This window comes from Thermus caldilimi, assembly GCF_004684245.1.
Taxonomy (GTDB): domain Bacteria; phylum Deinococcota; class Deinococci; order Deinococcales; family Thermaceae; genus Thermus; species Thermus caldilimi.
Window position 1 is genome coordinate 733,027 of sequence record NZ_CP038452.1, and the last position, 15,185, is coordinate 748,211.

The window sequence follows — 15,185 nt, forward strand, 5'->3', positions numbered from 1 at the left end:
AGGTACCGCTATTCAGTATAGCAGGCGGGAAGGAAGCGCTCCACCAGGGGAAGGAGCTCCTTGGGGGCCGGCCCCACGGGCAAAAGCCCTACCCCGCTTCCCGCCAGGAGCAACACCCCCTTCGCTTCCTCCCGCTCCCCTCCCCGGCGGCGCAGGGCCTGGTGGGGAGGAAGAGGAGGGAGCGTGGCCAGGGGAAGCTCCCAGGGGTAAAGCCGGGCCCACTCCACCCGAAGGCCCATCTCCCGGGCTACCTGGGCCACCTTTTCCCGGGTGATGCCCTCGAGGCCCCCCTCCAGCAGAACGAGCGCTCCCTCCCGGTAAAGAAGGGGGCTGGTGCGGCTTCCATCCACCACGTACCCCTCGCTGTCCTGCAAAAGCCCTTCAAAGACTCCCTGCCCTTCCGCTTCCTTTTGGGCCAGGCGGTAGGGCAGGTAGTTTCCGGTCTTGAAGCGGCAAAGGTCCGGATGCACCCGGTAAGGGGTGAGGAGAACCCGAACCCCCTCCTCGTAAGCGGCCAGGGGCGGTGGGGAGTAGGGACGGGCCTCGGAAAGCCACACCCCCTCCCCCACGGTGAAGCGGAGGCGGAAGCAGGGAAGGTGGGCGAACCCCTTGGCCAGGGCCTCGAGGTCCTTCAAAAACACTCCATCCCCTGGGTAGGGAAGCCCCAAGGCCAAGGCATGCCGGCGCAGGCGAAAAAGATGCTCCTCCAGCCAAAGGGGTCGGCCCTTTTCCACCCGCAAGGTGGTGAAGACGCTCATCCCGTGGTACAAAAAACCCTCGGGCAAGGGTTCGTGGAAGGGCTCCCCCTTCAGGAGCACCTGCCTCATGCTTCCTCCAAAAACCGGGCCAGAAGCTCCATCCCCCATGGAGAAAGGATACTCTCCGGATGAAACTGCACGCCGTAGGCCCGCCTGCCATCCCAGATGGCCATGGGCACCCCATCTTCCGTCCAGGCCAGGAGGCGCACCCCTCTGGGAAGGTTCCTTATGGCCAAGGAGTGGTAGCGGGCGAAGGGAAGGGGGTTGGGCAGACCCTGAAAGAGGCCTTCTCCCCGGTGGTGGATGGCATGGGCCTCCCCGTGCACGGGGGCTTCCCGGTAAAGCTCGGCCCCCAGGGCCACCCCCAGAGCCTGGTGGCCCAGGCAGACCCCGAGGAAGGGAACGCCCTCATCCAGAGCCCTTCGGGTCCACTCCAACACCCTTCCCGCCGTAAAGGGGTCCTTGGGACCTGGCCCTACCACCAGGTGGCTGAACCCCCGGAGGCTCGGAGGTTCCTCCTGGTCCACCACGGCCACCTCCGCCCCCAGGGCCTGTAGGTAGTCCACCAGGTTGTAGCTGAAGGAATCGCGGTTTTCCAGGAAAAGCACCCGGGCCCTCACTCTCCTTGGAGGAGGGGGCGGGGCCCAGGAAGCCATGGGCTTGGGAGGCAGGGGCTTGACCCCAGGCCGGCCCCGGTTCAGGGCCAGAAGGAGGCTTTCCGCCTTATAGAGGGTTTCCTGGTACTCCGCTTCCGCTTCCGAGGCGATGACGATGCCCGCTCCCGCAGAGAAATACACCTCCTCCCCCACCCTCTGGAAGGAGCGGATGAGGATGTTGAAATCCACCCCCCGGCCCGACACGTACCCCAGGCTTCCCGTGTAAGCCCCCCTTGGCACAGGCTCCAGCTCCCGTATGGTCTCCATCACCGTTCCCTTGGGAGCCCCGGTGATGGTACCTCCCGGGAATAGGCTGGCGAAAACCTGTCCCAGGGAGGCCCGGGTGTAGCCTTCCACCTGGGAAACCAAGTGCATCACGTGGGCGTAGCGCTCCACGGTGAAAAGCTCCTGCACCCGCACCGTGCCCGGCAGGGCCACCCTGGCCAGGTCGTTGCGGAGAAGATCCACCAGCATGGCGTGCTCGGCCCGCTCCTTGGGCGAGGCAAGGAGGTCCTTTTCCAAAGCCAGGTCCTCCGCCTCCGTTTTTCCTCGGGGCCGGGTCCCCGCGATGGGCCGGGCCAGGACCCGGCTACCCACCTTTTTAAAAAGCCTCTCCGGGCTACCCGAGACCACCGCCCAACCTTCTCTCTCCACAAGCCCCATAAAGGGGGAGGGGTTTAAGGCGCGGAGGCGGGCATAAAGGAGGAGGGGATCCACACCCCCCAGGAGCCGGAAGCGGTGGGAAAGGTTCACCTGGTAAACCACCCCGGCCCGGATCCTCTCCTGGACCGAAAACACCCCCTCGAGGAAAGCCTCCCTGGGAAAGTCGGACGCCAAGGGGTGGTGGGGCAAGGGAGGGGGATTGTAAGGAAGGGGCCTCAAGGGGAAGGAAGGGGTTTCCACCAATCGCCCCTCCAGGAGGGCGAATCCCTCGGGGTAGTAGAAAAAAGCGGCCTCGGGAAGGCCAGGAAGGGGCTTGTGGGTGGAGAGGCCCAGGTGCTGGGCAAACTCGTAGGCGAAGAACCCTATCCAGGCAGGGAAATACCCCCTCCCCAGGCCCTTTCCTAGGTAGGTAAAGATATCCAGGGCCTCCCCCACCTCCCTCCCGTCCAGGTAGAGCCGGCCCTCCCACACCTCGAGGCGGTGCGCTGGCCTTAAGCCCAAAAGGGAAAGCCGGGAAAAGGGGGCCCTTATCCCCAAGGATTCCAGCAGGGCTGGCCGTAGGCCCAGGCTCCTGGCGGCGTGGTAAAGGCCCAGCACGGGGCCAAGTATACCGGGCTAAGGGATGGTCTCCCCAGGAAGGCCTACCTCAAGGCCGGGAGCAGGCTCCCCTTTAGTCCACGTTGAAATACCGCGCCTCCGGGTGATGGACCACGATGGCGCTGGTGGCGTGTTCGGGATCCAGCTGGAAGTTCTCCGTGAGGCGCACCCCAACCCTGCTGAAGCCCATGAGCCGGTCCAGCTTAGCCTGGTCCGCTAGGTCCGGGCAGGCGGGGTAACCAAAGGAGTAGCGGGCTCCCTGGTAGCCCTGCTGGAAGAGCTTGCGGATCTCCGTGGCGTCCTTCCCGGCGATGCCCCACATCTGGCGCATCCTCTTGTGCCAGTACTCCGCCAAGGCCTCGGTCATCTCCACGCTGAAGCCATGCACGAAAAGGTAATCCTGGTAGGCCCCAGCCTCAAAAAGGGCCTTGGCCTTCCTGGAAGGCTCCTCCCCCATGGTTACGAGCTGCACCCCCAGGACATCCCTGGCCCCAGCTTCATAGGCGGGAAGCCACTTTTCTTCATCCGCCAAAGGAGGGGCGAAGCGGGGACGGAAGTAGTCCACCAGGCTGAGGCCCCCGCCCTTCTGCCGGGGGAAGGCAAAGCGTTCCAAAACCTCCCCGGTCTCGGGGGAGAACACCAGAAGCTCCTCCCCTTCCCGGGCCACGGGAAAGAAGCCGTAGAGGACCTTGGGCCTGAGCCACCCCTCCTCCATGGCCTCCCTAAGAAGCCTCCGGAAAACCGGCTCCGCTTCCCGCTCCACCAAAGCCTGCCACTCTTCTTGGGTGAGGCCCCTGCGGCTATACCCCCACTGGCCGCGGAAAAGGGCGAGCTTGTTCACGTAATGGGCCAGGGTGGCCAGGTCCAAGTTCTCCTCCACCCGCACCCCGAAAAAAGGAGGGCGGGGAACGAAGGGCGCCTCCCCCACGGGCTTGGCCTTGGGCGCCACCCTGGGGGCTTCCGCCTTGGGTTTAGGGGCTTTTTGGTGGACCGAGGGGGCCTTCCCGCTGGTGAGGGCTTCCATGAGCCTAAGGCCTTCGAAGGCATCCTCCGCGTAGTGGACGTTGGGGTAGATGGCCTTAAGCTCGTCCACATAGGAACGGGTGAGGGCCGCTCCCCCCAGGATCACCGGCAGGGTATACCCCCTATCCCGCATGTACTCCAGGTTCTCCTTCATGACCACGGTGCTCTTGACCAGGAGGCCGGACATGCCCACCGCATGGGGCTGGTGCTCCTCCACCGCCTTCAGGATCGCCTCGATGGGCACCTTGATGCCCAGGTTGATCACCTGGTAGCCGTTGTTGCTGAGGATGATGTCCACCAGGTTCTTGCCGATATCGTGCACGTCCCCCTTCACCGTGGCCAGGACCATCTTGCCCCGACCCTCGCCCCGCCGTTCCATGTGGGGCTCGAGGTGGGCCACCGCCCGCTTCATCACCTCGGCAGCCTGGAGGACAAAGGGAAGCTGCATCTTTCCTGCCCCGAAAAGCTCCCCCACCTCCTTCATGCCCGAAAGAAGAGAGCCGTTGATGAGGTCCAGGGGTTTATGGCCTTCCCGCAAGGCCTCGTCCAGATCCGCCTCGAGGCCCCTTTTCCTTCCCTCCACCACCCGGCGCTTCAACCTCTCCAGAAGGGGCAGGGCCTGGAAGGCATCCTCCTTAAGGACAGCGTCTTCCCGGTGGGTTTCAAAGTAGCCCATAAAGGCCAAAAGGGGGTCAAATCCCTCCCGCCTCCGGTCGTAGATGAGGTCCAGGGCCAGGGCATAGGCCTCCTCGGGAATCTGGTTTATGGGGAGGATCTTGCCCGCATCCACGATGGCGGCGGTGAGACCCTTTTTGCGGGCCTCGTCCAGGAAGACCGAGTTGAGAACCCGCCTGGCCCGGGGCTTCAGGCCAAAGGACACGTTGGACACCCCCAGGATGAACCCCACCCCGGGAAGCCTCTTTCTTAGCTCCTCCATGGCCCAAAGGGTTTCCCTGGCCAAAGGGCGGCTTTCCTCGTCCCCTTGGGTGATGGGGAAGGTGAGGAGATCAAAGAGGAGGTCCTCCGGGCGGAAGCCGTGGTGAAGGGTGAGGCGCTCGTACATGCGCAAGGCCACCCGCACCTTCTCCTCCTGGGTTTTGGCCATGCCCTTTTCGTCGATGGTGAGGACTACCAGAGCCGCCCCGTGGGCCTTGGCCAGGGAGGCCACCCGGTCAAACTTCTCCAGGCCCTCCTCCAGGTTGGCGGAGTTCAGGAGAACCCGTCCGGGAAGGTGCTTGAGGGCCAATTCCATGGCCTCGGGGCTGGTGGAGTCCACCATGAAGGGCACGGTGACCGCGGTGGCCAAGTGAGGAAGGAGCCAGGCAAGGTCCTGAAGCTCATCCCTTCCCGTCCAGGCCACGGAAAGGTCCAGGGCGTGGGCTCCCTCCTCCACTTGTTCCCGGGCCAGGGCCAGGATGCCCTCGAGGTCCCGGGCAAAGAGCATCTCGCGAAACCGTTTGCTCCCCGTGGCGTTCAAGCGCTCCCCCACCAGGAAAACGCTTGCCTCCTGGCGTAGAGGAACCGCCTGGTAGAGGGAGGCCACCTGGGGGGGGAAGGTTTCCTTCCGCTTGGGAGCGGGTTTTCCCTTCACCACCTCCGCCACCTTGCGGATGTGCTCCGGCCCCGTGCCGCAACACCCCCCCACGGCGTTCACCCCGTACTCGGTCACGAACTTGAGGTGCCATTGGGCCAGCTCCTCCGGGGTGAGGTCGTAGACCACCTTCCCCCCCTCGTTCCGGGGCAGGCCGGCGTTGGGCAGGCAGCTCACGAAGCGGGTGGCGTTCTCGGCGAAATAGCGGATCTTGGCGTCCATGAGGTCGGGGCCCGTGGCGCAGTTCATGCCCACCACGTCAATGGGTAGGCTCTCCAAGGCCGCCAGGGCCGCCTGCTCGTCGGTGCCCACCAGCATGGTGCCCGTGGCCTCCATGGTCACCTGCACCTGCAAGGGCACTTCCCTGCCCACCTCGGCCATGGCCTCCCGGGCCGCCAGGACCGCACAGCGCACCTGCAGGATGTCCTGGGCGGTTTCCAGAAGGATCAGGTCCACCCCGCCCCGAAGAAGCCCCCGCACCGCCTCCTTGTAGGCGGCAAACAACTCATCCCAGGAGATCTGGCCCAGGGAGATGAGCTTGGTGCCCGGTCCCAAGGCCCCCGCCACAAAAGCCCCGTAGGGCTCGGCCACCTCCTTGGCGACCCTGGCTCCCAGGTAGGCTAGCTCCTCCGCCTTCTCGCCCAAACCATACTCGGCCAGCACATGGCGCAGAGCACCGAAGGTATTGGTCTCGATCACCTCCGCCCCGGCCTCGAGGTAAGCCCGGTGAATCTCCTGGATGACCTCGGGTCGGGTTAGGTTCAGCACCTCCGGGCAGCCGTAATAGGCCTCTCCCCCGTAGTCCTCCGGGGTAAGGTGGCGCTTTTGCAGCTCGGTACCCATGGCCCCGTCAAAGACGAGGGGTCTCTGCAAGAGGGCCTTAAGGTAAGGGAACTTCTCTGCCCGGGCCTCCTTGTTGTAACCCAGCCGCACCAAGGGGGCATCCCCAAACCCCGCCCCTCCGAGGTGGTGGCGGCAACCAGGGCTACAGGTGTGGACCTCCACCATATCCCGCTAGTGTAGCGAAAAAAGGCGGGCTATGCTAGGCCCATGGACCCCTTCGGCATCCTCTACACGGACCTTTACCAGCTCACCATGGGCCAGGTTTACTTTAGACTTGGCCTTCACGAGAAGGAGGCCCTCTTTGAAGCCTTTTATCGTAAGAACCCCGACTACGGAGCCCACCAGGCGGGTTACACCATCTTCGCCGGGCTAGATCCCCTCCTGACCTGGATGGAGGAAGCCCGCTTCGGCGAGGAGGAGCTCGCCGCCCTGAGCGCCTTGAAAGGCCGGAGCGGGAAACCCCTTTTCGCCGAAGACTACCTGCGCTACCTAAAGGGGATAGGGGGCTTCCAGGGCCTGACCCTTAGGGCCCTTCCCGAGGGCCGAGTAGCCCACCCCCAGGTGCCCCTCATCAGCGTGGAAGGCCCCCTGCTACAGGCCCAGCTCCTGGAAACCGCCCTCTTAAACCGCATCAACTACGAAACCCTCATCGCCACCAAGGCGAGCCGGGTGCGGGAAGCCGCGGGGGAAGCCCTGGTGCTGGAATTCGGGCTCCGCCGCGCCCCCGCCAAAGGAGGGGAGGCCGCCACCCGGGCGAGCCTCATCGGAGGGGCCAACCGGTCCAGCGCCGTGAGCCTTTCCCACCTCCTTGGGCTCCCCTCCTCGGGTACCCATGCCCACAGCATGGTCCAGGCCTTCTTGGCCCTGGGCCACTCCGAGGAGGAAGCCTTCCAGGCCTTTGCCGAGGTCTTCCCCGACGACACCATCCTCCTTTTGGACACCGTGGACACCTTGGACTCGGGTCTTCCCAACGCCATCCGGGTCTTTGAGCGGTTGCGGCGCAAGGGGCACAAACCGGTGGGGGTGCGCATAGACTCCGGGGACCTCGCTTACCTGGCCATACAGGTGGCCCAGGAGCTGGACAAGGCGGGCTTCCCCGACACCCTCATCGTCCTTTCGGGGGACCTGGACGAGCTGGTCATCTGGCAAATCAAAAGCCAGATTCAGGAGGAGGCCCCCCGCTACGGGGTGGACCCGGACCGCCTCCTCAAGCGCCTGGTCTATGGGGTGGGAACCCGGATGGTGGTTTCCTGGGGTTATCCGGCCCTGGGAGGAGTCTACAAGCTGGTGGCCATCCGGGAAAACGGCACCTGGGCCCCGGCCATAAAGATCTCCGATTCCCTGGAAAAGGTGCTGAACCCCGGGCACAAGAAGGTCTACCGGGTATACGACCGCCGGGGCCTGGCCACCGCTGACCTTTTGACGGCCCACGATGAGGAGGTGCGGGAGGATCAGGCCCTGTGCCTGCGCCACCCCACGGACCCCACCAAGCGCCGCACCCTCCGCCCAGGGGAGTTCACCCTCGAGCCCCTATTGGAGGAGGCCTACCGGGGCAGGCGCCTCTTCCCGCCGCTACCCCTGGAGACACTACAGGAAAGGCGGCGAAGGGATGTGGAACGCCTGGACCCCGGGGTACGCCGCCTGGTAAATCCCCACATCTACCATGTCTCCCTCAGCGAAAGGCTCTTCGCCCTGAAGGAGGAGCTGGTGGCCCGCCTGGGCCAGGGGTAGCTCCCTAGGAAGCCTGACGAAGCTTGGCCTCCTCGAGGGCCTTCAGGGGTTGGTCCAGGTGGGGAAGGTCGATTACCAGCTCGCGGACCCCGCTTCCCGGGGCCTCAAACATGAGGTCCACCATGGTCTTCTCCAGGATGGCCCTGAGGCCCCGGGCTCCCGTGCCCCGCTTCAGGGCCCGGCGGGCGATCTCCTTCAGGGCCGCCTGGGTGAAGCGGAGCTCAATGCCCTCCATGCGCAAAAGCTCCTGGTACTGCTTCACCAGAGCGTTCTTGGGCTCGGTGAGGATGCGCACCAGGTCTTCCTCCGTGAGGGGGTTGAGCTGGACAATCAGGGGAGCGCGGCCCACAAACTCGGGAATTAAGCCAAACTTCACCAGGTCCTCGGGGATGACCTCCAGGGGCTCCTCCTTGGCCTTGGTCCGGGTGAAGCCGATGGCCGTGCGCTCCGTACGGGCCTTGACGATGTTCTCCAGCCCCTCAAAGGCCCCGCCCAGGATGAAGAGGATGTTCTTGGTGTTCACGGGAATGAACTCCTGGTGCGGGTGCTTGCGCCCGCCCTGTGGGGGCACGTTGGCGATGGTACCCTCAATGATCTTCAGAAGAGCCTGCTGCACCCCTTCCCCGGAAACATCCCGGGTCAAGGAGGGGTTTTCCGACTTGCGGGCGATCTTGTCGATCTCGTCGATGTAGACGATGCCCATCTCCGCCCGCTCCACATCGAAGTCGGCGTTTTGCAGAAGGCGGAGGATGACGTTTTCCACGTCCTCCCCCACGTACCCCGCCTCGGTGAGGGTGGTGGCGTCGGCGATGGCGAAGGGCACATCCAGGAAACGGGCCAGGGTTTCCGCCAGGAGGGTCTTACCCGTACCCGTGGGCCCGATGAGAAGGATGTTGGCCTTGCCGATCTCCGCCTCCGGGTGGAGGAGGCGCTTATAGTGGTTGTAGACGGCCACGCTTAAGGCCCGCTTGGCCGCCTCCTGCCCCACCACGTACTGGTCCAGGTGGGCCTTGATCTCCTGGGGCTTGGGAAGGCGGGTTGGCCCCTTGGGCCCCCGCTTCTCCTGGCGCAGAAGCTCCTGGGCCCGCTCCACGCAGTCCTCGCAGATGTAGACCTCGGCGATGGGGCTTTCCAAAAGCCGCCCCACCTCCGGCGGGCGCAGGCCGCAAAAGCTGCAGGAGGGTCTAGGCTTCCTCACGGGTCACCACCTGGTCAATAAGGCCGTACTCCAAGGCCTCCTGGGCGGAAAGGTAATAGTCCCGGTCGGTGTCCTTCTCCACCTTCTCCAGGGGCTGGCCGGTGTGCCGGGCCAGGATCTCGTTCAAAAGCTTCTTGGCCTTCAGGATCTCCTGGGCCTGGATGGCGATGTCGCTGGCCGTGCCCCGGACCCCGCCCCAGGGCTGGTGGATCATCACCTTGGAGTGGGGCAGGGCATAGCGCCGGCCCTTCTCCCCGGCGGCCAGGATCACCGCGGCCATGCTGGCCGCCATGCCGATGACGATGGTGGAAACCGGGGCCCGGACGAACTGCATGGTGTCGTAGATGGCAAGCCCGGCATCCACCTCGCCCCCAGGGGAGTTGATGTACAGGCGGATCTCCTGATTGGGATTCTGGGCATCCAGGAAAAGTAGCTGGGCCACGATGGTGTTGGCCACCTGGGAGTCAATGGGGGTGCCCAGGAAGATGATGCGATCCTTGAGAAGCCGGGAGTAGATGTCGTAGACCCGCTCGCCGCGGGCGGTCTGCTCTATGACGTAGGGTATGACCATACCAGTCCCCATTGTAGCGGCAAGCCCAGGGGGAAAAGCCCCCTGGGCCACCATGACGCTCCTACAGGAGCTGGGCCAAGGCCTCCTTTACGGCCTTGTCCTGGATGTAGCCCGCCCGCAAGCGGGCAAGGCCCCTCTCCCCAAACTCCCGCCTGAGCTCCTGCAAGGAGATCCCGTAGGAGCGGGCCAAGGCCTGCAGGTAGGCCTGCCACTCCTCCTCGCTCACCTCGGGTTTGAGTTCCTCCGCCAGGCGCTCCTTGGCCAAGGACCGCTTCACCCGCTTCAAGGCCTCCTGCCTCAGCTCCTCCCGGAACTTCTCGAACTCCCCCTTCTCCTCCAGGGCCTTGAGGTAGGCCTCGAGGGGAATCCCCTGCCGGGCGAGGTCCTCCGCCAGGTGTTCCAGGAGGTGACGCTCCTCCGCCTCCTGCATGGAAGGAGGTATCTCCGCCTCCAACCCCTCGGCGAGCTTCTCCAGGAAGGCCTGCTCCCGCGCCTCCTGGTACCTGGCTTCCGCCTGGCGCTTAAGGCTTTCGCGCACCTTCTCCCTCAGCTCCTCTAGGCTTTCCGCCTCGAGGGTCTTGGCAAACTCCTCATCCAGCTCGGGAAGCTGAAGGGTCTTCACCTCCAGGATCTCGGTGCGCACCTCCCGCACCTTCGTCCCCTTCTCGTTCAAGACGGGGACCATGACCACCTCCCCTGCCCGCTTGCCCAAAAGGGCCTCTCTCACATGGGGAAGGGCCTTGGAAAGGTCAATGGGAAACTCCGCTCCCTCCTCCGTGCGCACGAAGACGTGGTCGCCCTCCTGCGCTTCCCGCTCCACGGGCGAAAGCTCGGCGTAGCGATGGCGGAGCTCCTCCAAGGCCTTGTCCACCATCTCCTCCGTGACCTCCTCCTGGGCTACCTGGAGGTCAAAGCTCCGCCAGTCGGGAAGCCGCACCTCGGGGTAATTCTCCACCTCGGCCACGTAGCGAAAACCTTCCCCCTCGCTCAGCTCCTCCTCCACCACCCTCGCCGCCACGGGCAAGAGGCCCAGCTCCTGCACCGCAAGGGGATAGGTTTCCTCCACCAGGCGCTCCTTGAGGTCAGAGAGGAGCTCTTCCCGCCCGATACGGGCTTCTACCACCTTCAAGGGAGCCTTCCCCGGGCGGAACCCCGGGATCTTCACCCGCTTGGCCACGTCCCTAAGGAGGGCCTGGTACCTTTCCTCCACCTTCTCCTTAGGTACCTCCACCCGGACCTTTACCAGATAGCCGGAACGTTCCAGGATTTCCGCCACGCCTCACCTCGCGCTTCAAAAAGGGGCCCCGCCCTTGTGGTGCGAGGAGCGGGACTTGAACCCGCACGGGTTACCCCACCGGATCCTAAGTCCGGCGCGTCTACCGGTTCCGCCATCCTCGCAAAAGGAGGGCGAGGCCCCCCTTTAAAATACCACCCCTTACGGGGTGGCGGGATTGGGGTGAGCGATGGGACTTGAACCCACGACCCCCGGATCCACAGTCCGGTGCTCTGACCAGCTGAGCTACGCTCACCACGCTCAGCATCCGCCATTCTAAGGAGCTACTTGCCCCCCGTCAAGGCCTGCAGCCCGCCCTCCAGGCTCATGGCCTCGTACCCTTCCGCCTCCAGGTAAAGGGCCGCCACCTGGCTGATCAACCCCTTTTCGCACACCAAGAGCAAGGGAACCTTGGGCAGGTGGTGCTCCCCCGCCTGGATTTTCTCCAAAGGCACCCACTCCGCGGGAAAGGGCAAGGGGGTATGGCGCTTGTCCGCCGGGCGAACGTCCACCACCTTCACCCCCTGGTTCAGGAGGGCCGGCAGATCCTCGAGTTTGACCCTGCGCATACCCTTGATTGTACCAGGCGAAGGCAAGGCCTTTGCGCAAGGTTATGCAGTTAAACCCGGGTACTTTGCATAAGAAGTGGCCTTCTCCTTGGACAACCCGGGCCAAGTATGTTATCCTCGCCCATTGGGTACGCGATGCCGCCGAGAAGAGACCTCAAGAAAATCCTCATCATCGGTTCCGGGCCCATCACCATCGGCCAGGCTGCGGAGTTCGACTACTCGGGCACCCAGGCGGTGAAGGCCCTCAGGGGAGCGGGGTACGAGGCCATCCTGGTGAACTCCAACCCCGCCACCATCATGACCGACCCCGAGCTGGCCGAGCGCACCTACCTGGAGCCCCTCACCCTGGAGTACCTGGAAAGGGTGATCGCCAAGGAGCGCCCGGATGCCCTTCTCCCCACCCTGGGGGGACAGACCGCCTTGAACCTCTCCATGGCCCTTCACGAGGAAGGGATCCTTGCCCGCTACGGGGTGGAGCTCATCGGGGCCAAGGCCGAGGCCATAAGGAAGGGGGAGGACCGGGAGGAGTTCCAAAAGGCCATGCGCAAGATCGGCCTCGAGGTGCCTCGAGGGCAGATGGTGGGGAGTGTGGAGGAGGGCCTCCACTTCGCCCGGGAGGTGGGCTACCCCGTGGTGGTCCGCCCCTCCTTTACCCTGGGGGGCACCGGGGGCGGCATCGCCAGGAACGAGGCCGAACTGAGGGAGGTCCTCGGCCGGGGGCTTCTCCTTTCCCCGGTACACACCGCCCTCGTGGAGGAGTCCGTTCTGGGCTGGAAGGAGTTTGAACTGGAGGTGATGCGGGACCACGCGGACACCGTGGTCATCATCACCAGCATCGAAAACGTGGACCCCATGGGGGTCCACACCGGGGACTCCATCACCGTGGCCCCCGCCCAGACCCTCTCCGACGCGGAGTACCAAAGGATGCGGGACGCGGCCAAGGCGGTGATCCGGGAGATCGGGGTGGACACCGGGGGCTCCAACATCCAGTTCGCCGTGGACCCTAAAACGGGCCGCCAGGTGGTCATTGAGATGAATCCCCGGGTCTCCCGTTCCAGCGCCCTGGCCTCCAAGGCCACGGGCTTCCCCATCGCCAAGATCGCGGCCCTTCTGGCGGTGGGCTACCGCCTGGAGGAGCTTCCCAACGACATCACCCGCAAGACCCCGGCCTCCTTTGAGCCCACCATCGACTACGTGGTGGTCAAGATCCCCCGCTTCGCCTTTGAGAAGTTCAAAGACCTTCCCAACACCCTGGGGGAGCTAAAGGACGAACTCGGCACCCAGATGAAGTCCGTGGGGGAGGTGATGGCCATTGGCCGCACCTTCAAGGAGGCCCTCATGAAGGCCCTCCGGGGCCTGGAGCGGGACGTGCGGGCCCTGGCAGGGGTGCCCACGGAGGACCTGGAGCGGAAGCTCTACCCCAACCCCGACCGGATCTACGCCGTCTTGGAACTCCTCCGGCGGGGCATGCCCATAGAGGACCTATACCAGGCCACCCGCATCGACCCCTGGTTCCTCCACCAGATGCAGGAGATCGTGGAGGCCGAGGAATGGCTGAAAACCCACCCCCCCAAGGACCGGGAGGACTGGCGCTTTTACAAGGGCCTGGGCCTCACCGATGCCCGCATGGGGGGGCTTCTGGGCAGAAAGGGAGTGGAGCTCCGCCAGGAGCGGAAGGCCCTGGGGGTGGTGCCCGTGTACAAGACCGTGGACACCTGCGCCGCAGAGTTTGAGGCCTACACCCCCTACCACTACTCCACCTACGAGGTGGAGGATGAGGTCTGGCCCTCCAGCAAGCCCAAGGTGGTAATCCTGGGCTCAGGGCCCATACGGATTGGCCAGGGAGTGGAGTTTGACTACGCCACGGTGCACGCGGTTTGGGCACTGAGGGAGGCAGGGTACGAGACCATCATGGTGAACTCCAACCCTGAAACGGTGTCCACGGATTACGACACCGCCGACCGCCTTTACTTTGAGCCCTTGACCCTCGAGGACGTCCTGAACCTGGTGGAACACGAAAAGCCCATCGGGGTCATCGCTACCCTGGGGGGCCAGACCCCCTTGAAGCTGGCGGAGGGCCTCGAGGCGGCCGGGGTCAAGCTCCTCGGCACCCCCTTCGCCGCTATCCACCAGGCGGAGGACCGCCACGAGTTCAACCGGCTCTGCCGGGAGCTGGGCATCCCTCAGCCTGAGGGCCGGGTGGCGGCCACCCCCGGGGAGGCCCTGGAGCTTGCCGAGGCAGTGGGCTACCCCCTCCTGGCCCGGCCCAGCTACGTCCTGGGGGGGCGGGCCATGCGGGTCCTCCAGAGCCCTGAGGAACTAAAGCGCTACCTGGAGGAGGTCTACGAGCCCCTTCAGGACAAGCCCTCCATCCTCCTGGATCGGTACCTGGAGGGGGCTTTGGAGCTGGATGTGGACGCCCTTTCCGACGGGGAGGAGGTGATGATCGCCGGGGTGATGGAGCACGTGGAAAGGGCCGGGGTGCACTCGGGGGACTCGGCCACGGTGCTTCCCCCGGTCCACCTGTCCCCTACCGCCTTGGCCAAGGTGAAGGACTACACCCGCCGCCTGGCCTTGAGCCTGGGGGTGCGGGGGCTTCTCAACGTGCAGTACGCGGTGTTGGGGGAGGAGGTCTACATCCTCGAGGCCAACCCCCGGGCCTCCCGCACCGTGCCCTTCGTGTCCAAGGCCATCGGGGTGCCCCTGGCCAAGCTGGCGGCCCTGATCGCCGTGGGCAAAACCTTGCGGGAACTCGGGGTCCGCGACCTGGACCCCGTGCCCCCTTACTACGCGGTGAAGGAGGTGGTCATCCCCTGGCTCAAGTTCCCCGGGGTCATCCCGGTGCTGGGCCCGGAGATGCGCTCCACCGGGGAGAGCATGGGCCTCGATGAAGATCCCTACCTGGCCTACTACAAGGCCCAGTTGGGGGCCGGGCAGAGGCTTCCCTTGCAGGGCAGGGTGCGCTTCCTGGCCGAGGGGCTACCGCCGGGGGAGGCAGAGCGCTTGGAGGAGCTGAAGCGGGCCTACCGGGAAGCGGGCTTTACCCTTTCGGAGGATGCCTACGACCTCCTTATCTCCCCTACCCCTCACCCGGAGCTCCGAAGGGCCGTGGAAAAGGGCCTTCCCTTCATCACCACCCTGGAGGGAGCCTGGTGGAGTTTAAAGGCCATTCTGAGGGCCCGGGAAAAAGGCCCCGAGGCCAGAAGCCTGCAGGAATGGCACGGTATCCTGCAAAAAGCCTGAGGACAAGGAGGCCCAGCAGTGTACAATGAAGACCAATGAAGCTCATCGTGGCCATCGTGCAGGATACCGACGCCCCCGGGCTCACCAAGGCCCTTTTGGAGCGGGGCTTGCAGTCCACCAAGCTGGCTTCCACCGGCGGCTTCCTGCGGGAGGGGAACACCACCTTGCTGATCGGGGTGGGGGACGAAAGGGTCCAAGAAGTGCTGGAGCTGATCCGGGAAAAATGCCGTACCCGCACCCGCCTGGTCACCCGGGGCTTTCCCCTTTCCGAGGCCCCAGACCCATTCCTGGCCCAGCCGGTGGAGGTGCAGGTGGGCGGGGCGGTGGTCTTCGTCCTGCCGGTGGAAGGGTTTTTCAAGGTGTGAGGGGCTAGGCCCTGCGCTTGGGACTCTGCTTCTGCGGGATCCCAGAGGGTTTCAAACCCCTGTGAGCTGGAGAGGGCCCTGGACTCCAGGGCCCTGGCCCGCTA

The 15,185-nt window shown here is 64.9% G+C and carries 10 protein-coding genes and 2 tRNA genes; 3 read left to right on the forward strand and 9 right to left on the reverse strand.

The features are described 5' to 3' along the window. Positions 1-8 precede the first annotated feature (8 nt). The 3 genes from EBI04_RS03625 to metH form a co-directional block, all read right to left on the reverse strand. Positions 9-827 (reverse strand): aminotransferase class IV, encoded by an 819-nt coding sequence (locus EBI04_RS03625; RefSeq protein WP_135256081.1) that lies wholly within the window; start codon positions 825-827, stop codon positions 9-11. Next, positions 824-2,674, reverse strand: coding sequence for a chorismate-binding protein (locus EBI04_RS03630; protein ID WP_240695367.1), 1,851 nt, complete (start codon positions 2,672-2,674; stop codon positions 824-826). The genes EBI04_RS03625 and EBI04_RS03630 overlap by 4 nt, the downstream gene beginning before the upstream one ends. A 73-nt stretch (positions 2,675-2,747) precedes the next feature. Continuing rightward, the gene (metH, locus tag EBI04_RS03635; RefSeq protein WP_135256083.1) at positions 2,748-6,296 is read right to left on the reverse strand and encodes a methionine synthase; all 3,549 of its coding nucleotides are present in this window, start codon (positions 6,294-6,296) and stop codon (positions 2,748-2,750) included. Positions 6,297-6,338: 42 nt separating this feature from the next. On the opposite strand from metH, the gene EBI04_RS03640 reads away from it, so the two are divergent. Further along, positions 6,339-7,862: a nicotinate phosphoribosyltransferase gene (locus EBI04_RS03640; RefSeq protein ID WP_135256084.1), complete on the forward strand. Its 1,524-nt coding sequence runs from the start codon at positions 6,339-6,341 to the stop codon at positions 7,860-7,862. 4 nt (positions 7,863-7,866) lie between these two features. On the opposite strand, the gene clpX is transcribed toward EBI04_RS03640, so the two are convergent. The 6 genes from clpX to EBI04_RS03670 form a co-directional block, all read right to left on the reverse strand. Beyond that, entirely contained in the window at positions 7,867-9,060 is a 1,194-nt protein-coding gene (clpX, locus tag EBI04_RS03645; protein WP_135256085.1) for an ATP-dependent Clp protease ATP-binding subunit ClpX, read from the reverse strand. After that, positions 9,047-9,631: an ATP-dependent Clp endopeptidase proteolytic subunit ClpP gene (gene clpP, locus EBI04_RS03650; protein WP_135256086.1), complete on the reverse strand. Its 585-nt coding sequence runs from the start codon at positions 9,629-9,631 to the stop codon at positions 9,047-9,049. Before clpP ends, clpX begins: the two co-directional genes overlap by 14 nt. Positions 9,632-9,692: 61 nt before the next feature. Beyond that, on the reverse strand, positions 9,693-10,907 hold the full coding sequence (gene tig, locus EBI04_RS03655; protein ID WP_135256087.1) for a trigger factor: 1,215 nt from the start codon (positions 10,905-10,907) through the stop codon (positions 9,693-9,695). A gap of 37 nt (positions 10,908-10,944) precedes the next feature. Further along, a tRNA-Leu gene (locus tag EBI04_RS03660) sits at positions 10,945-11,029 on the reverse strand. 54 nt (positions 11,030-11,083) lie between these two features. Further along, positions 11,084-11,160 (reverse strand) — tRNA-His (locus tag EBI04_RS03665). A 28-nt stretch (positions 11,161-11,188) separates the two neighbouring features. Next, entirely contained in the window at positions 11,189-11,473 is a 285-nt protein-coding gene (locus EBI04_RS03670) for a rhodanese-like domain-containing protein (protein WP_135256088.1), read from the reverse strand. A gap of 135 nt (positions 11,474-11,608) precedes the next feature. On the opposite strand from EBI04_RS03670, the gene carB reads away from it, so the two are divergent. Together carB and EBI04_RS03680 are read left to right on the forward strand one after the other, a co-directional pair. Further along, positions 11,609-14,716 (forward strand): carbamoyl-phosphate synthase large subunit, encoded by a 3,108-nt coding sequence (gene carB, locus EBI04_RS03675; RefSeq protein ID WP_135256089.1) that lies wholly within the window; start codon positions 11,609-11,611, stop codon positions 14,714-14,716. Between the two features lie 35 nt (positions 14,717-14,751). After that, entirely contained in the window at positions 14,752-15,081 is a 330-nt protein-coding gene (locus EBI04_RS03680) for a cyclic-di-AMP receptor (protein WP_135256090.1), read from the forward strand. Positions 15,082-15,185 lie beyond the last annotated feature (104 nt).